Annotated in this window: 9 protein-coding genes; 3 read left to right on the top strand and 6 right to left on the bottom strand. The window is 61.4% G+C overall.

Annotated elements, in window-relative coordinates:
• The first annotated feature begins 25 nt into the window (after positions 1-25).
• On the top strand, positions 26-2407 hold the full coding sequence (locus tag IU367_RS08270) for a beta-glucosidase family protein (protein ID WP_274453991.1): 2382 nt from the start codon (positions 26-28) through the stop codon (positions 2405-2407).
• A gap of 104 nt (positions 2408-2511) precedes the next feature.
• Here the strand turns inward: IU367_RS08270 and IU367_RS08265 are convergent, their stop codons facing one another.
• The gene (locus IU367_RS08265; RefSeq protein ID WP_274453990.1) at positions 2512-3489 is read right to left on the bottom strand and encodes an AraC family transcriptional regulator; all 978 of its coding nucleotides are present in this window, start codon (positions 3487-3489) and stop codon (positions 2512-2514) included.
• A 354-nt stretch (positions 3490-3843) separates the two neighbouring features.
• Entirely contained in the window at positions 3844-6222 is a 2379-nt protein-coding gene (ppsA, locus tag IU367_RS08260; RefSeq protein WP_274453989.1) for a phosphoenolpyruvate synthase, read from the bottom strand.
• Positions 6223-6542: 320 nt separating this feature from the next.
• On the opposite strand from ppsA, the gene ppsR reads away from it, so the two are divergent.
• Positions 6543-7364: a posphoenolpyruvate synthetase regulatory kinase/phosphorylase PpsR gene (gene ppsR, locus IU367_RS08255; RefSeq protein WP_274453988.1), complete on the top strand. Its 822-nt coding sequence runs from the start codon at positions 6543-6545 to the stop codon at positions 7362-7364.
• A 101-nt stretch (positions 7365-7465) separates the two neighbouring features.
• Here the strand turns inward: ppsR and IU367_RS08250 are convergent, their stop codons facing one another.
• Positions 7466-7759: a hypothetical protein gene (locus IU367_RS08250; protein WP_274453987.1), complete on the bottom strand. Its 294-nt coding sequence runs from the start codon at positions 7757-7759 to the stop codon at positions 7466-7468.
• Positions 7760-8120: 361 nt separating this feature from the next.
• Between IU367_RS08250 and IU367_RS08245 the strand changes: the two genes are divergently transcribed.
• Complete coding sequence (locus tag IU367_RS08245) at positions 8121-9497, top strand: amino acid permease (RefSeq protein ID WP_274453986.1); 1377 nt, start codon at positions 8121-8123, stop codon at positions 9495-9497.
• A gap of 270 nt (positions 9498-9767) precedes the next feature.
• On the opposite strand, the gene IU367_RS08240 is transcribed toward IU367_RS08245, so the two are convergent.
• The 3 genes from IU367_RS08240 to IU367_RS08230 all read right to left on the bottom strand — a co-directional run bounded on the left by IU367_RS08240 (position 9768) and on the right by IU367_RS08230 (position 24324).
• Complete coding sequence (locus tag IU367_RS08240; protein WP_274453985.1) at positions 9768-10475, bottom strand: SIMPL domain-containing protein; 708 nt, start codon at positions 10473-10475, stop codon at positions 9768-9770.
• A 56-nt stretch (positions 10476-10531) separates the two neighbouring features.
• Positions 10532-11089, bottom strand: a complete 558-nt coding sequence (locus tag IU367_RS08235) for a hypothetical protein (protein WP_274453984.1) — start codon at positions 11087-11089, stop codon at positions 10532-10534.
• An 86-nt stretch (positions 11090-11175) separates the two neighbouring features.
• The gene (locus tag IU367_RS08230; RefSeq protein WP_274454362.1) at positions 11176-24324 is read right to left on the bottom strand and encodes a DUF5801 repeats-in-toxin domain-containing protein; all 13149 of its coding nucleotides are present in this window, start codon (positions 24322-24324) and stop codon (positions 11176-11178) included.
• Positions 24325-24353 lie beyond the last annotated feature (29 nt).

Genomic DNA, 24353 nt, shown 5'->3' with positions numbered 1-24353 from the left:
TTCAGACAGTTACGAGGAAGTCTTCATGCCTATCACGACAAAAATGAAAGCGGTTTCACTCTGTGTCAGCCTGGCCCTGGCCGGGCTGCTGGTTGGCTGCAACCAGAACGACTCGGATCCCCTGGTAAAAGACGACGCCTATTACCGCGACCAGGCCGAAGCCATGGTGGCCAAGCTCACCCTGGACGAGAAGCTGAGCCTTCTCTCCGGCCCAGGTTATGGCAGCGCCAACGGCGCCATCAACGTCAAGCAGGATGTCGCCGGGGTAGCGGGCTACATCAACGGGGTGGCACGCAGTGCCGACGGCATCGACATTCCGGCCCTGAAACTGGCCGATGGCCCGGCGGGCCTGCGGATCAGCGCCAACCGCGACGGCGACAGCGCCACCTATTACGCCACCGCCTGGCCCATCGGCTCCCTGCTCGCCTCCAGCTGGGACGTCAACCTGGTCAAGTCCGTCGGGGAAGCCATGGGGGACGAAGTGCGCCAGTACGGGGTCGACATCCTGCTGGCCCCCGGCATGAACATCCAGCGCAACCCGCTCAATGGCCGCAACTTCGAGTACTACTCGGAAGACCCGCTGCTCACCGGCAAGATAGGCGCCGCCATGGTCAACGGGGTGGAGAGCAACGGGGTGGGCACCACCATCAAGCACTACTTTGGCAACAACTCAGAGACCAACCGCAACCAGATCAACGACATAGGTGAGCCGAGAACCTTCCGTGAAATTTACCTGCGCGGCTTCCAGATCGCAGTGGACGAGGCCCAGCCCTGGGCCGTGATGACCTCCTACAACAAGGTCAACGGCACCTATGTCAACGAGCGCAAGGACGCCGTGACCGATGTGCTGCGCGGTGAGTGGCAATTCGACGGCCTGGTGATGTCCGACTGGTTTGCCGGCGATGTGGCCAACAACGCCTACAAGCAGGTGCTGGCGGGGCAGGATTTGATCGAACCTGGCAACGTCAAGGAGCAGTTGCAGCAATCCATCGAGCAGGGCGATCTCGACGAGGCCAAGGTGACCGAGGCCGCCATTCATATCCTGACCCAGGCGATGAAGAGCCCCTCCTACAACCAGCTGGCCGTCAGCAACAGCCCGGATCTGGCCGCCCACGCCAAACTGGCTCGCCAGGCCGGGGCCGAGAGCATGGTGCTGCTGCGCAACGATGCCAGCGCCCTGCCCATAGCCGCGACCAGCAAGGTGGCCAGCTTTGGCATCAACCAGATCAACACCTACAAGGGGGGGACCGGCAGCGGGGACGTGAACGCCGCCAGCACCACCACCATAGCCCAGGGGCTGGCCAGCCGTTTCCCGGTCAACGGGGCGCTGCAGGCTTACTACGGCGATTTTTATGAGGCCAACAAGGTCTATCACGAGGGGCAATTCGGCGCCAAGGGCTACTACACCTGCGACGAGGCCGCCGTCAGCCCGGCGCTCGCCAGCCTGATCACCACGGCCGCCAGCGAGCAGGAGGTTGCCGTCATCAGCCTGGGTCGTCAGGCCGGTGAGGGGGCGGATCGCACCGACAGCAAGGGCGACTACCTGCTCGGCGACGATGAAATCGCCCTCATAGATGCGGTAAGCAGCGCCTTCCACGCCCAGGGCAAGAAGGTGGTGATGGTGCTCAACGTCAACGGCGTCATCGACACAGCCCAGTGGAGCCACAAGGTGGATGCCATACTGCTGGCCTACATGGCGGGGCAGGAAACCGGCCATGCGGTCGCGGACGTGCTGTCGGGGGCGGTCAACCCCAGTGGCAAGCTGGCCCAGAGCTTCCCGCTCAGCTACGCCAGCGTGCCCTCCGCCGGCACCTTCCCGGGTGAGGATACCGACGGTGACGGCGAGCCGGACGATCTCTACTACAACGAGGGGATCTACGTGGGCTACCGCTACTACAGCACCTTCGACAAGGCGGTTTCCTACCCGTTTGGCTTTGGCCTCTCCTACACCAGCTTCGGCTACACAAGCCCCGCCATCGCCAACAATACCCTGGCCGAGGGTGCGGCCGGCAGCCTGGTGCTGACGGCAACCATCACCAACACGGGCGCCGTGGCGGGCAAGGAGGCGGCCCAGGTCTATGTCACCGCTCCCGAGGTCAAACTGCAAAAACCGACCATAGAGCTCAAGGCCTTTGCCAAGACCAAACAGCTGGCACCGGGCGCCAGCGAGCTGCTGAGCTTCACCATTCCGGCCAGCATACTCGCCAGCTTCGATGAGGCCAGCAACCAGTGGATAGTGGAGCCGGGCAGCTACAGCGCCTACATCAGCCCCTCTTCCGATGTCTCCGCCACCACGCCGGTCACCTTCACCGTGAGCAAGGAGATAGTGGTGAGCAGCACGACCCCGGGCGCCCTGGCCCTGCCCAGCGGCGTGGATGCAGCCACAGTCACCACTGTGACAAAATAAGCGAGCCCAGGTAAGAAATGAAGGTGATGGGGGGCGCACCAGGGTGCGCCCCCCCTTTGTTGCCTTCCCCCTTGACGGGATCAGGCGCAGGCCGGGTCCCGTTATTATTGGCGGGTATTGCGATAGGCCAGCGGGGTCATATTGGTATTGGCCTTGAAGAAACGATTGAAGGCACTCTGGGAGGAAAAACCCACCAGATCGCTGATATTTTGCAGCGGTTGCTCTCCCTCTCCCAATAAACGGCAGGCCTCCATCATCTTGACCCGTTTCAAGATGGCGGAGAAGCTGCTGCCCTCCCCCTGCAATTTTCGGTTCAGGGTCCAGCGGCTGATATTCATGGCCGAACAGACATCCTTGAGTAAATGGTCATCGCTCTCCATGACACCACCGCGGATTTTATGGCGGATCATGTCCGCCACCAGATTGGCAAAAGGCACCCGCTCATCGATATCGCTGCAAATATGCGCGAGCTGGCTTGTCTGCAGGCGGCAAAGCGGCCCGTTGTAGCTATCGGCGCAGCTATCCAGCAGGGTATTGTCTATGGTCAGGGTGTTGCCCGGCTGATCCCAGCGGCAGTGGGTACCAAAGAAGTGATCCAGCTGGCGGTGATGGGCCGGCGGCTTGCCGACGAACCCCACTGAGACGCCAAGGCCGGGTGCATAGACCCGCAGGATCCGGTAGAGAATGACGAAATTGGGGATGGCCTGACTCGCGCCCAGGGCGGCAGGCCCTTGATTGATATACTCATATTGGCTAAACAGCGCCCCTCTTCGCACCACAAAATCGTCACAGTTGCCGATGACGGTGCGATAGGCCAGCAGGGCTTCGATGGCGGCGCGAGGGGATGGCTGGTTCAGGCAGAGGCTGATGAGCGCCGGATAGTGCTGGTAGAGCTCGGCGATATCGTAAGACAGTATGCCCTCGTGAAAGCCGCTCAGATGCCGCTGCATCAGGCTCAGCATGCGGTAATGGCTATGGGCCAGGATCCGGCCATGCTCACGGTGAATATCGAATGGCGTCAGACCGGCAGCCATCAGGATGGCATCCGTATCTCCCCCTTGCTGCTGACAGGCCGTCAGCATTCTTCTGATCACTTGATTTGATACGCTCTGTGACATCTGCCTACCCTGGCCATATTAATAATAAACAACATATTTATTGATAAATAGAACGCGAGCGGAACCTGTTTATCCCGCCTTGCTCGACATGACGTGAATATAGTGATCCGCCCACTTCGTCATGACATGGCAGGCTTATTATGGGGTGGTGATGAAGTGAACAGATGTAACGGAGTGTAAAACCAAGATCTGGCGCGCCTATTTTGAGCAGGAATAAAAATATCCCGGACAAATAACGCCATCGGGTTTATTGCGCGATAAAAATGGCGCCCTCAGGGGGCGCCATTTTTATTATTCGCAGGCAGAAGCCGACGAGGATCAGCCAGCCTTGTGCTGCTCGGCCAGATAGAGCCAGGTATCGACCACGGTATCCGGGTTGAGGGACACAGAGTCTATGCCCTGCTCGACCAGCCAGGCGGCGAAGTCCGGGTGATCGGATGGCCCCTGGCCACAGATGCCGACATACTTGCCCGCCTTGCGCGCGGCCTGGATAGCCATCGACAGCAGCGCCTTGACCGCCTCGTTGCGCTCGTCGAACAGGTGGGCTATGAGGCCCGAGTCCCGGTCCAGTCCGAGTGCGAGCTGGGTCATGTCATTGGAGCCGATGGAGAAGCCATCCACGTGCTGCAGGAATTGATCCGCCAGCAGGGCGTTGGAGGGGATCTCGCACATCATGATCACCTTGAGCCCCCGCTCGCCACGGCGCAGCCCGTTCTCGGCCAGGATGTCGATCACCTGCTCCACTTCGCCCACGGTGCGCACGAAGGGGATCATCACCTCGACGTTGGTCAACCCCATGACGTCACGCACCCGCTTGATGGCCTCGCATTCGAGGGCAAAGCAGGGACGGAAGCTGTCGGCTATGTAGCGGGATGCGCCACGGAACCCGATCATGGGGTTCTCTTCGTGAGGCTCGTAGCCACGGCCACCCACCAGGTTGGCGTACTCGTTGGACTTGAAGTCCGACATCCGCACTATGACCCGCTCCGGCCAGAAGGCGGCGCCCAGGGTGGCGATCCCTTCGGTCAGCTTGGCCACATAGAACTCACGGGGGCTGTCGTAACCCGCGATCATCTTGCGGATGGTGGCCTGCAGTTCAGGGCTCTGCTGGTCGAACTCCAGCAGGGCCTTGGGGTGCACGCCAATCATGCGGTTGATGATGAATTCGAGCCGCGCCAGACCGACACCGGCATTGGGCAACTGGGCGAAGTCGAACGCCCGGTCCGGATTGCCGACGTTCATCATGATCTTGATGGGCAGGCGCGGCATGTTGCCCACCTCGGTGACCGCCACGTCGAAATCGAGTTCGCCGTCATAGATGAAGCCGGTATCCCCTTCCGCGCAGGAGACGGTAATGAGCTGACCCGGGGCAATATGATCGGTGGCGTTGCCGCAACCCACCACGGCCGGAATACCCAGCTCGCGGGCTATGATGGCGGCGTGACAGGTGCGCCCGCCACGGTTGGTGACGATGGCGGAGGCCCGCTTCATGATGGGCTCCCAGTCCGGATCCGTCATGTCGGTGACCAGCACATCGCCGGGCTGTACTTCGTCCATCTGGCTGATGGAGGAGATGACCCGCGCCGGGCCCGCGCCAATCTTGTGGCCGATGGCACGCCCCTCGATCAGCACCTTGCCCGCCTGTTTGAGGGCAAAACGTTCGAGCGTGTTGGCCTCCTGGCGGCTGCGCACCGTCTCGGGACGGGCCTGCACTATGTAGAGCTGACCATCCTGTCCATCCTTGGCCCACTCGATATCCATGGGGCGACCGTAGTGCTGCTCTATGATGAGCGCCTGTTTCGCCAGCGCCATCACCTCCTCATCCGTGATGCAGAAGCGGCTGCGCTCGGTCTCGGTCGTGTCGACTATCTTCACTTGGCGGCCGTGACCGGCATCGTCCGAGTAGGTCATCTTGATCAGTTTCGAGCCGAGCGTCTTGCGCACCACGGCAGGACGCCCGCCCCTGAGGGTGGGCTTGTGCACATAAAACTCGTCCGGGTTGACGGCCCCCTGCACCACCATCTCGCCCAGGCCCTGGGCACCCGTGATGAAGACAACGTCGTTGAAACCCGACTCGGTATCCAGGGTGAACATGACACCGGAGGCGGCCAGATCCGAGCGCACCATGCGCTGCACCCCGGCCGAGAGCGCCACGCCCTTGTGGTCATACCCCTGATGCACCCGGTAGGAGATGGCGCGATCGTTGAACAGTGAAGCAAACACATGCTTGACGGCAATCATGACGGCGTCTATGCCGCGTACGTTGAGGAAGGTCTCCTGCTGACCGGCAAAGGAAGCGTCCGGCATATCCTCGGCGGTGGCGGAGGAGCGCACCGCGAAAGAGGCATCCAGACCCGCACTCAGCTTGTCGTAGGCGGCGCAGATCGCCTGCTCCAGTGCAGGCTGAAACGGGGCGTCGATCACCCAGTCACGGATCTGCTGACCGGCCCGGTTGAGGGCGGCTATGTCGTCCACATCCAGGGTATCGAGCAGATCATGGATCTTGCCGTTGAGGCCGCTTAACTCCAGAAACTCATTAAACGCAAAGGCCGTGGTCGCAAAGCCGCCCGGCACGGATACACCGGCACCAGAGAGGTTGCTGATCATCTCGCCAAGGGATGCGTTCTTGCCGCCAACTCGTTCTACATCTTGCATTCCGAGTTGTTCGTACCAGAGTACGTACTGTTGCACTTGCATGTCTCCAGGTTGGTGGGCTCGGGTGCCGTGGCACCTTCTGCGCCAAATTAGGTGCGTGAGTTATATGCGTTATTGTCCGTTTCTACTGTTGCCAACGACCATGAAAACGTTTTCTACTTGTTGTCAAAAAAATCCCCGAGCAAGATTTGGGGATGGCCGAATGACACAGACATTCTACAATGCCAACACAAAAAGGTAACGACTCAGGTTTGCAAGCCACTTCACAACTTGGGCACAGCAGATCGGTTGACAAAATCGGTATGGTTTCGAGAGATACTGACTGCTCGCAACCTCGCCAACCCGTACCACAGGAGCGCATCGTGCACACCGTATTCTATGTATCCGACGGCACCGCCATCACGGCCGAGGTGTTCGGCCACGCCGTCTTGAGCCAGTTTCCGCTGGTGTTTGAGCAAGTCACCATCCCCTTCGTGGAGACCCAGGAAAAAGCCAGGCAGGTGCGGGCGCGCATCGACGAGCAATTCCGTCAGACCGGGATACGCCCCATACTGTTTCACACCATAGTCGACCCCCTGGTACGGGAAGAGGTGCTCAAGGCCCAGGCCAGCAGCCACGACTTTCTCAACACCTTCGTCAGCCCGCTGGAACAGGAACTGGGGGTCAAGGCCGAACCCAGACTGCATCGCACTCACGGCATGGAGAATCGCAAGCTCTATGACGATCGCATCGAGGCGGTGAACTTCGCGCTGGCCAACGACGACGGCATCACCACCAAGGAGTATGAGGAGGCGGACATCATCCTCATCGGGGTCTCCCGCTGCGGCAAGACTCCGACCAGCCTCTATCTGGCGCTGCAATTTGGCATCCGGGCCGCCAACTACCCCTTCATCGAGCAGGACATGGGCACGCTGGACTTGCCGAGCGCCCTCAAGGCCAACCGCCACAAGCTGTTCGGCCTCACCATAGCGCCGCAGCGATTGCACGAGATCCGCAACCAGCGCCGCGCCAACAGCCGCTATTCATCGCTGGAGCAGTGCGAGCAGGAGCTGGCGAGCGTGGAGCGGCTGTTTCGCCAGGAGGCGATCCGCTTCCTCGATACCAGCTCTCATTCGGTGGAGGAGATAAGCGCAAAAATTCTGGAGGCAACCGGCATGCGCCGTCAGCTCTATGAACCGGGCTGAGGTCCGGAGCTGAGCCCGGCATGGTCCCTGGGTAACAGGCAGCAAGAGTGACAGGCAGACATGAAAACCGAGCCAGATGCGGCCGCATCTGGCTCGGTTTTTTATGATTGGCGGGAACGGGGGGTTGTGCTGTTCAACTCCTTGTTGTTCATCAGCATGGCATAGAAGTTGAGCACGCCGTGACGCCGGCGTACCCGTTCGGTCAACCAGAGCGATGGCAGCAGACCGACGGCGCCGGCGATCAGCAGCACGGTTCGAAAGTGCATCACCAGATAGTCATCACCCTGCACTGCCCAGACCAGCATGCATCCCGCCGCCATGGTCAGCAACAAGGGAGAGATCCAGACAGTCAACCAGAGCACGACGGCCAGCAGGCTGCCAATAATACGTTGCATGAATCACATCCTTTTTACGGAGGAGGCTTCATAAAACAGGAATTCACCAAAGAGTCAACCCGACAGCGTTCGATTGCGCACATTGCGAGCAATCACTCCCCGCCAGCGCGTTCGAATCATAAAAAACCTGTCTTGTGCCGAAAAAACCGGCGAATGATGAGGAAAACAGGTGCGTGGACGACCGATTATCACTATTCTGCTTCCGTTGGTAGCCGCCACAAAAAACAACAAGCGGCCTGCCGTAACGAAATAAATACGGATTTCGTCACGTTTCAAGCACGCTTTGCCGTGCAAGGTCACATGGAGTGACTCGACGGGCGAAATGACAGACGAGTGACATCAGAGACGTAAGGAAGGAAGAATGGATCTTCAACAAGACGGCGAGGAGCTGAAGCGCGGCCTGAAAAACCGCCATATCCAGCTCATCGCATTGGGCGGTGCCATAGGTACCGGCCTGTTTCTCGGTATTGCCCAGACCATCAAGATGGCGGGCCCCTCAGTGCTGCTCGGCTATGCCATCGGCGGCTTTATCGCCTTCCTCATCATGCGCCAGCTGGGCGAGATGGTGGTGGAAGAGCCGGTAGCGGGCTCCTTCAGCCACTTTGCCTACAAATACTGGGGTGACTTCGCCGGTTTCGCCTCCGGCTGGAACTACTGGGTACTCTACGTGCTGGTGAGCATGGCCGAGCTGACGGCGGTCGGCATCTATGTCCAGTACTGGTGGCCCGAGATCCCGACCTGGATGTCGGCTGCCGTCTTCTTCGTGCTGATCAACGCCATCAACCTCTCCAACGTCAAGGCGTTCGGCGAGATGGAGTTCTGGTTTGCCATCATCAAGGTGGTCGCCATCGTCGGCATGATTGGTTTTGGCGGCTACCTGCTCGCCAGCGGCAACGGCGGACCGGATGCCAGCATCACCAACCTGTGGGACCAGGGCGGCTTCTTCCCCAACGGCATCAGCGGTCTGGTGATGGCGATGGCGGTGATCATGTTCTCGTTCGGCGGTCTTGAGCTGGTGGGGATCACGGCCGCAGAGGCGGATGACCCCGAGAAGAGCATTCCCAAGGCCACCAATCAAGTGATCTACCGCATCCTCATTTTCTACATTGGCGCCCTGGCCGTGCTGATGTCCCTCTACCCTTGGGGCAAGGTGGTGGAAGGCGGCAGTCCCTTCGTGATGATATTCCACGCGCTGGACAGCAACCTGGTGGCCACCGTGCTCAACATGGTGGTGCTGACCGCCGCCTTGTCGGTCTACAACAGCTGCGTCTACTGCAACAGCCGCATGCTGTTCGGTCTGGCCAAGCAGGGCAACGGCCCGCGCAGCCTGCTCAAGACCAACAAGAGCGGTGTGCCCGTGGTGGCCATCTCAGTCTCCGCCGCGGCAACCCTCTTGTGCGTGCTGATCAACTACCTGATGCCGGGCAAGGCGTTCGAGCTGCTGATGGCGCTGGTGGTCTCGGCCCTGGTCATCAACTGGGCCATGATAAGCCTCGCGCACCTGAAGTTTCGCAAGAGCAAACAGGCCGAAGGGGTTGAGCCCAAGTTCAAGGCATTCTGGTACCCGTTCGGTAACTACCTCTGCCTCGCCTTCATGGCCGGTATCCTGGTCATCATGTACCTGACTCCGGGCATCCAGATCTCGGTGCTGCTCATCCCGGTCTGGATCGTCGTGCTGGCCATCGGCTATCAGCTCAAACAGAAGTGTCGTGCACGGGTTGCCGCCAACCTGGGTTGATCCGCGCCACCTCGTTACGCCATCAGATGCCGGTCACCGACCGGCATCTTTCTATCCGTCATCTACAACTCGCGGGCACCAAAGCGTCGGGCTAGGCATCCGTGCCCCCCATCCTGGCATCATATAGATCCGGATCCGGCCAGCCACATCATCATCCGGTTGCCGCGCTCTCGCCTGCGCACTCAGTTCCGCTTGCCAGATAGAAACAACAAGCCCGAGGGGATGAGCCTCGGGCCTGGGATAGATCGACAAGGCCGGATGGCCAACGCCTTATTCCAGCAGGAAGACTGCTTCCACGTTGTCCGTGATGCTGATCTGCTGCTGTTGATAGCTGTTTTCCATCATGTCGGCGGCAGGCGCAGCCATGGCAGCCACCTTGAGTGCACGACTATAGATGGGCATGGGGGTGTTGTTGCGGTACTCGACGCTGTAAACCTTGCCAAGCTTCATGCCAAACGCCTTGGCCAGGGATTCCGCCTTGGTCTTGGCATCTTCTACCGCACCGACACGCGCCTGCTCCTTGATAGTCTGCGGCGACTTGAGGCCGTACTCTATCTGGGACACAGACTCCAGACCCGCCTTGAGGGCGGTATCCATCAGCTCGCTCAGCTTGTCGAGCTGGTAGAGTTTGACCGCGAGTTGACGCTGGGCACGGTAACCCACCAGTTCCGGCTTCTTGTTCTGCGGATACTGATACTCGGGGGAGATCACCAGGTTGCCCGCCTCCACGTCACTGCGCTTTATGCCCAACCCTTCCAGTTGACCAAAGAAGGCCGCGACCTTGCCATCCACCTGCTGCTTGGCCTTGATGCCCTGCTTTTCCAGCGCGGTCACAGACACATTGAGGGTCAACATATCGGGTTCGGCCTTCTGCTCGGCATAACCACTCACCACCAGATGCGGGGCTTGTGGTACTTCAAGCGCGAATAACGGGGCACTGACGACCAGAGCGGAAAGGGTAAGAAGGGGACGCCACATAGAAAAAAACCTCAGTCAATTAGAGTGAGGTCATTATGCCCGTGGCCGAATGGGATTCATATATCGTGCAATGGCGGTATCTGATCCAGCACCTGATTGGTCATGTCGATGTTGATGCTGATCTCGTTGCCCATCAGCTCTTGATGGCTGGGCGCCATCGGCGTGACGCTGCGGGAACCGAGCACGACGTCATCATCGAAATGGAAGGAATCCCACGACAGAACGTGTCCTTGCGGCGGGATCACCGGGTCTGCCGGTGTGGACGTTATGAGTGGAACACAGTCGATGCTGTCGGAGTGCATGAGCAGATCCTGCAGGCAGGTATCACTCAGACTCTGCAGCGAATACTCCTGCTCCCCTTGATCATGCCCGACCAGCACCACCATATGAGGTGGCTCTGCATCTACTGCCGGCGTGAAAGCAATGGTGGCGGCTGCGAAGTCCACATTGAGGGAACCCGCCACTTCGCCATCTTGGCTTTCAAGATCCAGTGCATCGATCCGATCACCTGCCATCGTGGCCTGATAGCCAAACTGGCCGGTGCAGGTAATGCTGCCCTGCCCATCCCAGCTATAGCGAATGCCATCGATATCGACCCAATTGAATGACTGCATGGTGACCCTCTCCTGTACTGCCGCTATCTTAGCCGCCCCCTCAGTCAAAAAACAGGGGCCAGGCATAGCCCGGCCCCATTACTCGATTACGGATCCACCTTGAGGTTGCCATCATCCAGCAGCTGCTTGATGATGTCGTGGTTCGTCGTCAAACCGCCATTGTGATCCAGATCGAGACTACCCTGGAACTGCACCGTCAGCTGGGAACCCCCACTCGGAAGTCCATTGGTATCTATGGTCAGCTTGTTGGCCGTAGTATCAAACTGCAGGTAATTGTCCAGCACTGTGGCCAAATCCTCGTTGCTGCCACCACTGGGAACGCCAACCAGTAGATCAGACAGATCCAGCACGTCGCCACCGCTGGCAGGGCTGCCCAGTGTAAAGTCGGTAATGTTGTCGATATTATTATCGGCATCACCCACCATCCATTTAAAGGTATCACCGCCCGCGCCACCCATCATGGTGTCGCTACCCAGACCACCGATCAGCTGATCGTTGCCATCACCACCGATCAGGATGTCGTCTCCCTTGCCCCCCAACAAGATGTCATTACTGCTGCCGCCATCAAGGGTATCGTTACCATCTCCCCCCTCAATACGATCATTGCCACCACCACCATTGAGGATGTCATCACCACCCAGACCTAAGATAAAGTCATCCTGATTGCTACCGGTGAGAATGTCATTCCCCGCAGTAGCACCTGCCAGTACACTGGGATCCGGTGCTGCACTGCTGCCAATCCCGATGACCAGATTAGCTTCATCACTATCTCCATCTGCCTGTACCAGACGATAGCTAAAGCTCTCCTCTTGCCCTACGTTGCCTATTATCTTGTCAGGAGTGTAGGTGTATGACCCGTTCTGATTGAGCACGAGATCACCATACAAGCCAGCAATTGTAGTGCCATCAACGACTGTGATATAGGCACTGCCATTCCACACCTGCAGTGCTGCTCCCTCATCCCCCTTGTCATCCACAGAGCCCCAGGCATCGCTACTGGTCAAGTCAGTATTGGCATCGGTCAACAGGTTACCACTTGCCGCGACGGCTTCGGTCACCAGTACGCTCGATAGGGTGAGCAACTGGATATTGTCCAGACGTACCTCAGAAGTGTTGTTGGTGGTGCTGTCTGTCAACGTATAGCGGATACGGTAGGTCCCTGGGTTCAAGGTCGGCACTGATACTGTTGCATCACTGTTTTGGGTGCCGGACTGCACCACTTGCCCAGACGAGTTAATTACTTGCCAGGTAAAGCTATCCCCTGTGTTAAAACCACTACGCACATCCACACCAAATGACAGAGTGGCAGTTGTACCCGCCGCGATGCTGAACTCTGGGGTCAACACCACAGTCGAGCCACCTCCGTTTACGTCTGTCAGTTGCAGATACCCACCGGTTACCGAAGCGTTACCTGTCAGCTCCCATTGTGAAGCATTGGCAATACCCGCACTCACCACGTTGTCACCATCATCCGAGTTGTCAAACACCCAAGTGGCGCTGGACGGTGAACTGGCGCTGTTACTGGCAAAGTTGGCCAACACCGTCGGCGTACTGATACTTTGACTGACCTGATACACCAAGGCTTGATCTGCGTTGTCATAGGCAAACACCTCGCTGCGATCCCCCAGCCCCAGCTTGAGGGTAGCGGTAGCAATGTCCCCATCGCCATCCGCTACCGTGTAGGTCAAGTCGGCCAGTACAGGAGCATTGACGTTGGCAAACACGGGGGTGAACTGGTACGAGCCGTTGTTGTGTATCGTCACCGCACCAACCCCAGCGCCCAGGTTGATGGTGTGAGATGTCACTCCCGGAGTGAAGGTATAATCAACCCCGTTGTAGTGCACCGAAACCAGTGCAGGTGCATGCCAGCCATCACTACCCGACACATCATTATTAAGGACATTGCCAGAGATAGTCGGCACTATCACCGTGGTCTGCAGTACGTTGGAAAGATCACTTTCGTTAGTGACCACCAGACCTCCCATCTCTGTGCCGTCTTTGCCATTCCAGGCAACCGGATTGAGGTTGGCCCCGGTGACGCCACTACCAACACCGATGGCATATGAGACCATGTCGTTATTATTGAGGAAGGCCTTCCAGCTGGACTCCTCGCCACTGCTTATCCCCGCACCGCCGCTACCTATGTTGGGTTCTCCATCGGAGAGGAAGTAAGCCACATTCTGCGCCCCCGCCAACTTGCCAGTGGTCCCGAAGGCACTCTGTGCCATGGCAAGAGCCGCATCATAGTTAGTAAGATCCCCCATCCCCTGGAGATCGCCATACGTCAACCCAGTCACCGCTGTGATGGCTTGAGCTATGGTCATCCATCCCGATCCTACTGCCGTTGCATCACCCGTATCAGTGCCATCATTATCACCACTGAACTGCACAAGACGCACCCGAGCATCTGAGCTTGCGCTGTCGTAGCTATGCAGCAGATCTATGAGGGCGAGTTTGGTTGCATCGAGTCTGCTCATGGTGCTTCCGTTGTAGGAAACAGAATCCGCCATGCTGCCAGAGACATCCACAACGAGTAGTAGGTTAGTCTCACCACTTTGCCCTTCAGCTACATAAGCACTGTCTGCAATGGCTGTCGGGGCGCTATTGACACTGACTGTAAAATTAGCTGAAACGGTATCGTTATCACCATCTGTAGCTGTCGCGGTGTACGAAAGATCCAGATCCGGCGGCAACACCTTGTCGATGATGCTGACATTCTGGATACGAACCGCATCGTTTGAGTCTTGGTGATCGAAACGCACCTCAATACTGCTGAACTCAGTATCAGACAGGATGGTGATGGTCTGTTCCGGATTCACGCTCTTAAGGCCGGTCAACACTATGTTGCCTGAATCGACCACATTGCCGTTCTCGTCCTTGGTCTCCCAATATACGGTAGTGGTATCAATATTCCCGGCAGTACTGACCACGGTAAATTGCATGCCATCGACCGGGGAGACGACCGTAGCAGAGAAACCCTCATTATCCTCCAAGTTACCATTCTTGATCCCGAATCCGATACTGTTCGGGTTGATGTCATCATCGCTGCTAAGAGGCAGGTTGATAGCAGCTTGCGTCACAGGGTCAAACAACAGTCCGTCGAATGTTACCGAGTTCCCCAAGGGAGTGAGCGTGACCGTTTCTTGAGGGCCACCGGCCGAAACCTGACCAAAGTCCAACGGGATGTATTGCACCTCCCCTGGTGTCACCAAATTGAAGGTATAGGTACCGTCTCCATTGAGTTTGAGGGTATAGAAAACGGTATCATTGCTGTCGTATTGACCATTGGCCCCATTAAAAGTGGCGGTCAAAGTTTGAGTATCGGGATTCCAGATATGGGTAACCCCATCAATATCCGGCCAACTGGTGATGGCGAAGCTTTTCGGACCATCGGCTCCGAAGTTGAGCCCAGCAATGTTACCGTTGGTTTCACCCGCCTGATTGCTGATGACGATGCTCTCTATGCTGGTCAGTGAGGGCCCATCATCATGGAACACAATCTTGTTGGATATATCGACGGTATTGCTGGTGGCCTTATCACCATCACCATCAGTAATAGTGACAGTCGCCCCCAGCGAATTACCAAGCAGAGAAACCGTCTCATTGTAGTCATTAGGAGATGTTGGATTCTGCAATGACAGATACTGCTCAACAGAAACGACGCCTGTACTACCAATGGTGATGGCAAATGCCACCTGACCATTAAATGCACCACCAGAGACAACACCAATGACAGTGCCATTCCCCAATGATTGGAGGCTGATGGTCGATCCATCCGTCACCTTCAATCCTGAGTTGGTATTAGTCACCACCAAGTTATATACCTTGGCTCCAGAGAGAGCAGCTCCATCGACTCCATAGAGTTCACTGCCAATGTTGACGATAGCAGAGCCGCTGGTACTCGTGCTTATCGTACCTAAACCCGACACATCTGGATCATCGCCCTTAATAAAGCCAGTCGTGATGATCAGCGGAGTGGTGCTATTGCTCGCTGTTTCATCTAGCTGCATGCTGGCGCCACCGTTTTCAGTGATCACCACGCTCGGGCCGTCGTCCTCGAACGCCACCAGGCCGGCCAGGTCGACCGAGGCCTTGGCGGTGTCACCATCCCCGTCGGTGAGGGTCGCAGTGACAAACACCACCCCGTTATCCAACAGCTCCGGCGAGCTGCTCTCATCGTGGTCGCTGCTGTCGTTGTGCTCGACCGCACGGTATTGCGCCATTTCCAGTGTGCCGCCACTCACGCGGATCACGAAGGACACCGCGCCTTCCGGGTCAGCCGCGCCGTCGCTGCCCACGCGCCCTTCCACCTCGCCCTGGCCATTCACGTACAGGTAGATCGGTTGGTTATTCACCGCATCGAACAGCCCGGAGGCTGTGCCGTTGGCCAGCGCCGCGCCGTTGGCTGCAGTCAGGCTGTAGGCTGTCGCGCCACCGTCGCTGCCGGTGTCGCTGGTGACAAACAGCGCCGCGGCCGTGGCCGTGTCATAGCCCAGCACCGTGCCCTTGTCGGTGGCCCAGGCCGAGGCGGTCTCCTCATCGCCTGCGCCGCGCACGGTTTCGTCCACCCGCAGGGTCTCCCCATGCTGGCTGACCACGTCAATCACCGGGCCGTCGTCCTCGAACGCCACCAGGCCGGCCAGGTCGACCGAGGCCTTGGCGGTGTCACCATCCCCGTCGGTGAGGGTCGCAGTGACAAACACCACCCCGTTATCCAACAGCTCCGGCGAGCTGCTCTCATCGTGGTCGCTGCTGTCGTTGTGCTCGACCGCACGGTATTGCGCCATTTCCAGTGTGCCGCCACTCACGCGGATCACGAAGGACACCGCGCCTTCCGGGTCAGCCGCGCCGTCGCTGCCCACGCGCCCTTCCACCTCGCCCTGGCCATTCACGTACAGGTAGATCGGTTGGTTGTTCACCGCATCGAACAGCCCGGAGGCTGTGCCGTTGGCCAGCGCCGCGCCGTTGGCTGCAGTCAGGCTGTAGGCTGTCGCGCCACCGTCGCTGCCGGTGTCGCTGGTGACAAACAGCGCCGCGGCCGTGGCCGTGTCATAGCCCAGCACCGTGCCCTTGTCGGTGGCCCAGGCCGAGGCAGTCTCCTCATCGCCTGCGCCGCGCACGGTTTCGTCCACCCGCAGGGTCTCCCCATGCTGGCTGACCACGTCGATCACCGGGCCGTCGTCCTCGAACGCCACCAGGCCGGCCAGGTCGACCGAGGCCTTGGCGGTGTCACCATCCCCGTCGGTGAGGGTCGCAGTGACAAACACCACCCCGTTATCCAACAGCTCCGGCGAGCTGCTCTCATCGTGGTCGCTGCTGTCGTTGTGCTCGACCGCACGGTATTGCGCCATTTCCAGTGTGCCGCCACTCACGCGGATCACGAAGGACACCGCGCCTTCCGGGTCAGCCGCGCCGTCGCTGCCCACGCGCCCTTCCACCTCGCCCTGGCCATTCACGTACAGGTAGATCGGTTGGTTGTTCACCGCATCGAACAGCCCGGAGGCTGTGCCGTTGGCCAGCGCCGCGCCGTTGGCTGCAGTCAGGCTGTAGGCTGTCGCGCCACCGTCGCTGCCGGTGTCGCTGGTGACAAACAGCGCCGCGGCCGTGGCCGTGTCATAGCCCAGCACCGTGCCCTTGTCGGTGGCCCAGGCCGAGGCAGTCTCCTCATCGCCTGCGCCGCGCACGGTTTCGTCCACCCGCAGGGTCTCCCCATGCTGGCTGACCACGTCGATCACCGGGCCGTCGTCCTCGAACGCCACCAGGCCGGCCAGGTCGACCGAGGCCTTGGCGGTGTCACCATCCCCGTCGGTGAGGGTCGCAGTGACAAACACCACCCCGTTATCCAACAGCTCCGGCGAGCTGCTCTCATCGTGGTCGCTGCTGTCGTTGTGCTCGACCGCACGGTATTGCGCCATTTCCAGTGTGCCGCCACTCACGCGGATCACGAAGGACACCGCGCCTTCCGGGTCAGCCGCGCCGTCGCTGCCCACGCGCCCTTCCACCTCGCCCTGGCCATTCACGTACAGGTAGATCGGTTGGTTGTTCACCGCATCGAACAGCCCGGAGGCTGTGCCGTTGGCCAGCGCCGCGCCGTTGGCTGCAGTCAGGCTGTAGGCTGTCGCGCCACCGTCGCTGCCGGTGTCGCTGGTGACAAACAGCGCCGCGGCCGTGGCCGTGTCATAGCCCAGCACCGTGCCCTTGTCGGTGGCCCAGGCCGAGGCGGTCTCCTCATCGCCTGCGCCGCGCACGGTTTCGTCCACCCGCAGGGTCTCCCCATGCTGGCTGACCACGTCAATCACCGGGCCGTCGTCCTCGAACGCCACCAGGCCGGCCAGGTCGACCGAGGCCTTGGCGGTGTCACCATCCCCGTCGGTGAGGGTCGCAGTGACAAACACCACCCCGTTATCCAACAGCTCCGGCGAGCTGCTCTCATCGTGGTCGCTGCTGTCGTTGTGCTCGACCGCACGGTATTGCGCCATTTCCAGTGTGCCGCCACTCACGCGGATCACGAAGGACACCGCGCCTTCCGGGTCAGCCGCGCCGTCGCTGCCCACGCGCCCTTCCACCTCGCCCTGGCCATTCACGTACAGGTAGATCGGTTGGTTGTTCACCGCATCGAACAGCCCGGAGGCTGTGCCGTTGGCCAGCGCCGCGCCGTTGGCTGCAGTCAGGCTGTAGGCTGTCGCGCCACCGTCGCTGCCGGTGTCGCTGGTGACAAACAGCGCCGCGGCCGTGGCCGTGTCATAGCCCAGCACCGTGCCCTTGTCGGTGGCCCAGGCCGAGGCAGTCTCCTCATCGCCTGCGCCGCGCACGGTTTCGTCCACCCGCAGGGTCTCCCCATGCTGGCTGACCACGTCGATCACCGGGCCGTCGTCCTCGAACGCCACCAGGCCGGCCAGGTCGACCGAGGCCTTGGCGGTGTCACCATCCCCGTCGGTGAGGGTCGCAGTGACAAACACCACCCCGTTATCCAACAGCTCCGGCGAGCTGCTCTCATCGTGGTCGCTGCTGTCGTTGTGCTCGACCGCACGGTATTGCGCCATTTCCAGTGTGCCGCCACTCACGCGGATCACGAAGGACACCGCGCCTTCCGGGTCAGCCGCGCCGTCGCTGCCCACGCGCCCTTCCACCTCGCCCTGGCCATTCACGTACAGGTAGATCGGTTGGTTGTTCACCGCATCGAACAGCCCGGAGGCTGTGCCGTTGGCCAGCGCCGCGCCGTTGGCTGCAGTCAGGCTGTAGGCTGTCGCGCCACCGTCGCTGCCGGTGTCGCTGGTGACAAACAGCGCCGCGGCCGTGGCCGTGTCATAGCCCAGCACCGTGCCCTTGTCGGTGGCCCAGGCCGAGGCAGTCTCCTCATCGCCTGCGCCGCGCACGGTTTCGTCCACCCGCAGGGTCTCCCCATGCTGGCTGACCACGTCGATCACCGGGCCGTCGTCCTCGAACGCCACCAGGCCGGCCAGGTCGACCGAGGCCTTGGCGGTGTCACCATCCCCGTCGGTGAGGGTCGCAGTGACAAACACCACCCCGTTATCCAACAGCTCCGGCGAGCTGCTCTCATCGTGGTCGCTGCTGTCGTTGTGCTCGACCGCACGGTATTGCGCCATTTCCAGTGTGCCGCCACTCACGCGGATCACGAAGGACACCGCGCCTTCCGGGTCAGCCGCGCCGTCGCTGCCCACGCGCCCTTCCACCTCGCCCTGGCCATTCACGTACAGGTAGATCGGTTGGTTGTTCACCGCATCGAACAGCCCGGAGGCTGTGCCGTTGGCCAGCGCCGCGCCGTTGGCTGCAGTCAGGCTGTAGGCTGTCGCGCCACCGTCGCTGCCGGTGTCGCTGGTGACAAACAGCGCCGCGGCCGTGGCCGTGTCATAGCCCAGCACCGTGCCCTTGTCGGTGGCCCAGGCCGAGGCAGTCTCCTCATCGCCTGCGCCGCGCACGGTTTCGTCCACCCGCAGGGTCTCCCCATGCTGGCTGACCACGTCGATCACCGGGCCGTCGTCCTCGAACGCCACCAGGCCGGCCAGGTCGACCGAGGCCTTGGCGGTGTCACCATCCCCGTCGGTGAGGGTCGCAGTGACAAACACCACCCCGTTATCCAACAGCTCCGGCGAGCTGCTCTCATCGTGGTCGCTGCTGTCGTTGTGCTCGACCGCACGGTATTGCGCCATTTCCAGTGTGCCGCCACTCACGCGGATCACGAAGGACACCGCGCCTTCCGGGTCAGCCGCGCCGTCGCTGCCCACGCGCCCTTCCACCTCGCCCTGGCCATTCACGTACAGGTAGATCGGTTGGTTGTTCACCGCATCGAACAGCCCGGAGGCTGTGCCGTTGGCCAGCGCCGCGCCGTTGGCTGCAGTCAGGCTATAGGCTGTCGCGCCACCGTCGCTGCCGGTGTCGCTGGTGACAAACAGCGCCGCGGCCGTGGCCGTGTCATAGCCCAGCACCGTGCCCTTGTCGGTGGCCCAGGCCGAGGCAGTCTCCTCATCGCCTGCGCCGCGCACGGTTTCGTCCACCCGCAGGGTCTCCCCATGCTGGCTGACCACGTCGATCACCGGGCCGTCGTCCTCGAACGCCACCAGGCCGGCCAGGTCGACCGAGGCCTTGGCGGTGTCACCATCCCCGTCGGTGAGGGTCGCAGTGACAAACACCACCCCGTTATCCAACAGCTCCGGCGAGCTGCTCTCATCGTGGTCGCTGCTGTCGTTGTGCTCGACCGCACGGTATTGCGCCATTTCCAGTGTGCCGCCACTCACGCGGATCACGAAGGACACCGCGCCTTCCGGGTCAGCCGCGCCGTCGCTGCCCACGCGCCCTTCCACCTCGCCCTGGCCATTCACGTACAGGTAGATCGGTTGGTTGTTCACCGCATCGAACAGCCCGGAGGCTGTGCCGTTGGCCAGCGCCGCGCCGTTGGCTGCAGTCAGGCTGTAGGCTGTCGCGCCACCGTCGCTGCCGGTGTCGCTGGTGACAAACAGCGCCGCGGCCGTGGCCGTGTCATAGCCCAGCACCGTGCCCTTGTCGGTGGCCCAGGCCGAGGCGGTCTCCTCATCGCCTGCGCCGCGCACGGTTTCGTCCACCCGCAGGGTCTCCCCATGCTGGCTGACCACGTCAATCACCGGGCCGTCGTCCTCGAACGCCACCAGGCCGGCCAGGTCGACCGAGGCCTTGGCGGTGTCACCATCCCCGTCGGTGAGGGTCGCAGTGACAAACACCACCCCGTTATCCAACAGCTCCGGCGAGCTGCTCTCATCGTGGTCGCTGCTGTCGTTGTGCTCGACCGCACGGTATTGCGCCATTTCCAGTGTGCCGCCACTCACGCGGATCACGAAGGACACCGCGCCTTCCGGGTCAGCCGCGCCGTCGCTGCCCACGCGCCCTTCCACCTCGCCCTGGCCATTCACGTACAGGTAGATCGGTTGGTTGTTCACCGCATCGAACAGCCCGGAGGCTGTGCCGTTGGCCAGCGCCGCGCCGTTGGCTGCAGTCAGGCTATAGGCTGTCGCGCCACCGTCGCTGCCGGTGTCGCTGGTGACAAACAGCGCCGCGGCCGTGGCCGTGTCATAGCCCAGCACCGTGCCCTTGTCGGTGGCCCAGGCCGAGGCAGTCTCCTCATCGCCTGCGCCGCGCACGGTTTCGTCCACCCGCAGGGTCTCCCCATGCTGGCTGACCACGTCGATCACCGGGCCGTCGTCCTCGAACGCCACCAGGCCGGCCAGGTCGACCGAGGCCTTGGCGGTGTCACCATCCCCGTCGGTGAGGGTCGCAGTGACAAACACCACCCCGTTATCCAACAGCTCCGGCGAGCTGCTCTCATCGTGGTCGCTGCTGTCGTTGTGCTCGACCGCACGGTATTGCGCCATTTCCAGTGTGCCGCCACTCACGCGGATCACGAAGGACACCGCGCCTTCCGGGTCAGCCGCGCCGTCGCTGCCCACGCGCCCTTCCACCTCGCCCTGGCCATTCACGTACAGGTAGATCGGTTGGTTGTTCACCGCATCGAACAGCCCGGAGGCTGTGCCGTTGGCCAGCGCCGCGCCGTTGGCTGCAGTCAGGCTATAGGCTGTCGCGCCACCGTCGCTGCCGGTGTCGCTGGTGACAAACAGCGCCGCGGCCGTGGCCGTGTCATAGCCCAGCACCGTGCCCTTGTCGGTGGCCCAGGCCGAGGCAGTCTCCTCATCGCCTGCGCCGCGCACGGTTTCGTCCACCCGCAGGGTCTCCCCATGCTGGCTGACCACGTCGATCACCGGGCCGTCGTCCTCGAACGCCACCAGGCCGGCCAGGTCGACCGAGGCCTTGGCGGTGTCACCATCCCCGTCGGTGAGGGTCGCAGTGACAAACACCACCCCGTTATCCAACAGCTCCGGCGAGCTGCTCTCATCGTGGTCGCTGCTGTCGTTGTGCTCGACCGCACGGTATTGCGCCATTTCCAGTGTGCCGCCACTCACGCGGATCACGAAGGACACCGCGCCTTCCGGGTCAGCCGCGCCGTCGCTGCCCACGCGCCCTTCCACCTCGCCCTGGCCATTCACGTACAGGTAGATCGGTTGGTTGTTCACCGCATCGAACAGCCCGGAGGCTGTGCCGTTGGCCAGCGCCGCGCCGTTGGCTGCAGTCAGGCTGTAGGCTGTCGCGCCACCGTCGCTGCCGGTGTCGCTGGTGACAAACAGCGCCGCGGCCGTGGCCGTGTCATAGCCCAGCACCGTGCCCTTGTCGGTGGCCCAGGCCGAGGCGGTCTCCTCATCGCCTGCGCCGCGCACGGTTTCGTCCACCCGCAGGGTCTCCCCATGCTGGCTGACCACGTCAATCACCGGGCCGTCGTCCTCGAACGCCACCAGGCCGGCCAGGTCGACCGAGGCCTTGGCGGTGTCACCATCCCCGTCGGTGAGGGTCGCAGTGACAAACACCACCCCGTTATCCAACAGCTCCGGCGAGCTGCTCTCATCGTGGTCGCTGCTGTCGTTGTGCTCGACCGCACGGTATTGCGCCATTTCCAGTGTGCCGCCACTCACGCGGATCACGAAGGACACCGCGCCTTCCGGGTCAGCCGCGCCGTCGCTGCCCACGCGCCCTTCCACCTCGCCCTGGCCATTCACGTACAGGTAGATCGGTTGGTTGTTCACCGCATCGAACAGCCCGGAGGCTGTGCCGTTGGCCAGCGCCGCGCCGTTGGCTGCAGTCAGGCTATAGGCTGTCGCGCCACCGTCGCTGCCGGTGTCGCTGGTGACAAACAGCGCCGCGGCCGTGGCCGTGTCATAGCCCAGCACCGTGCCCTTGTCGGTGGCCCAGGCCGAGGCGGTCTCCTCATCGCCTGCGCCGCGCACGGTTTCGTCCACCCGCAGGGTCTCCCCATGCTGGCTGACCACGTCAATCACCGGGCCGTCGTCCTCGAACGCCACCAGGCCGGCCAGGTCGACCGAGGCCTTGGCGGTGTCACCATCCCCGTCGGTGAGGGTCGCAGTGACAAACACCACCCCGTTATCCAACAGCTCCGGCGAGCTGCTCTCATCGTGGTCGCTGCTGTCGTTGTGCTCGACCGCACGGTATTGCGCCATTTCCAGTGTGCCGCCACTCACGCGGATCACGAAGGACACCGCGCCTTCCGGGTCAGCCGCGCCGTCGCTGCCCACGCGCCCTTCCACCTCGCCCTGGCCATTCACGTACAGGTAGATCGGTTGGTTGTTCACCGCATCGAACAGCCCGGAGGCTGTGCCGTTGGCCAGCGCCGCGCCGTTGGCTGCAGTCAGGCTATAGGCTGTCGCGCCACCGTCGCTGCCGGTGTCGCTGGTGACAAACAGCGCCGCGGCCGTGGCCGTGTCATAGCCCAGCACCGTGCCCTTGTCGGTGGCCCAGGCCGAGGCAGTCTCCTCATCGCCTGCGCCGCGCACGGTTTCGTCCACCCGCAGGGTCTCCCCATGCTGGCTGACCACGTCGATCACCGGGCCGTCGTCCTCGAACGCCACCAGGCCGGCCAGGTCGACCGAGGCCTTGGCGGTGTCACCATCCCCGTCGGTGAGGGTCGCAGTGACAAACACCACCCCGTTATCCAACAGCTCCGGCGAGCTGCTCTCATCGTGGTCGCTGCTGTCGTTGTGCTCGACCGCACGGTATTGCGCCATTTCCAGTGTGCCGCCACTCACGCGGATCACGAAGGACACCGCGCCTTCCGGGTCAGCCGCGCCGTCGCTGCCCACGCGCCCTTCCACCTCGCCCTGGCCATTCACGTACAGGTAGATCGGTTGGTTGTTCACCGCATCGAACAGCCCGGAGGCTGTGCCGTTGGCCAGCGCCGCGCCGTTGGCTGCAGTCAGGCTATAGGCTGTCGCGCCACCGTCGCTGCCGGTGTCGCTGGTGACAAACAGCGCCGCGGCCGTGGCCGTGTCATAGCCCAGCACCGTGCCCTTGTCGGTGGCCCAGGCCGAGGCAGTCTCCTCATCGCCTGCGCCGCGCACGGTTTCGTCCACCCGCAGGGTCTCCCCATGCTGGCTGACCACGTCGATCACCGGGCCGTCATCTTCAAACCGGAATACCCCGCCAGTACCCACGTCAATGGCGGCACTGGCGCTGTCGCCATCGGCGTCCGTCACGGTTTGCACCAGGGTCAATACCCCGCTGCCCAGGTTCAGCGCCACGCTGTCATCCGCATTGCCGCTGTCGCCGTGCCAGACGTTGTCCAGCAGGGCCAGGGTCACTTCCCCGGTGCTCGGGTTGATGGTCAGGGTGAAGTAATCCACCCCACCGGCACTGCCAGTGATAACGTTGCCCACCTGGTTCAGCACGATGGCTTCGCCCTGTCCATCGGGAGCCTGCGGATCTACCGCAAACAGGCCGCTGACCACGTTGCTGCCCGTGAGCGCCAGGCTGTAACCAATCGTGCCCGCCCCATCGGCCCCGAAGGCCGGGTTGAACTGGGCCTGCACGCTGGCAGCACTCAGGCTGGCACTGGCGATGCCGTCACTGCCTGCACCGTCCAATGCCACCAAGCTTTCGTCTACGAACACACTGCCCACACCTTCAGATCCAGAGGTGAGCGTGACGCTCGGTACATCATCCAGGATCACCACATCCAGACTGCCACTGGTACTATCGCCATCGGTGTCCACCAGTACCACACCGAAACTCTCACCCAGAGCCGCATCATTGGCAGGCTTGGTATGATTTTCATTGTCACTCAGGGTGTAGCTGTAATTAACGCTGCCTAACCCGGTGACCGGGTTGTAATTAATGCCGGTCACGACCAGCTGATTACCCAATGGGCTGGTAA

The sequence above is a fragment of the Aeromonas bestiarum genome, from assembly GCF_028751155.1.
GTDB lineage: Bacteria > Pseudomonadota > Gammaproteobacteria > Enterobacterales > Aeromonadaceae > Aeromonas > Aeromonas bestiarum.
This window is presented reverse-complemented; position numbering and strand designations above follow the sequence as displayed.

Excerpts from the sequence above, each read along its gene's own strand:
- IU367_RS08270 (WP_274453991.1), top strand. The coding sequence starts at position 26 with ATGCCTATCACGACAAAAATGAAAGCGGTTTCACTCTGTGTCAGCCTG.
- IU367_RS08265 (WP_274453990.1), bottom strand. The coding sequence starts at position 3,489 with ATGCTGACGGCCTGTCAGCAGCAAGGGGGAGATACGGATGCCATCCTG.
- ppsA (WP_274453989.1), bottom strand. The coding sequence starts at position 6,222 with ATGCAAGTGCAACAGTACGTACTCTGGTACGAACAACTCGGAATGCAA.
- IU367_RS08250 (WP_274453987.1), bottom strand. The coding sequence starts at position 7,759 with ATGCAACGTATTATTGGCAGCCTGCTGGCCGTCGTGCTCTGGTTGACT.
- IU367_RS08245 (WP_274453986.1), top strand. The coding sequence starts at position 8,121 with ATGGATCTTCAACAAGACGGCGAGGAGCTGAAGCGCGGCCTGAAAAAC.
- IU367_RS08240 (WP_274453985.1), bottom strand. The coding sequence starts at position 10,475 with ATGTGGCGTCCCCTTCTTACCCTTTCCGCTCTGGTCGTCAGTGCCCCG.
- IU367_RS08235 (WP_274453984.1), bottom strand. The coding sequence starts at position 11,089 with ATGCAGTCATTCAATTGGGTCGATATCGATGGCATTCGCTATAGCTGG.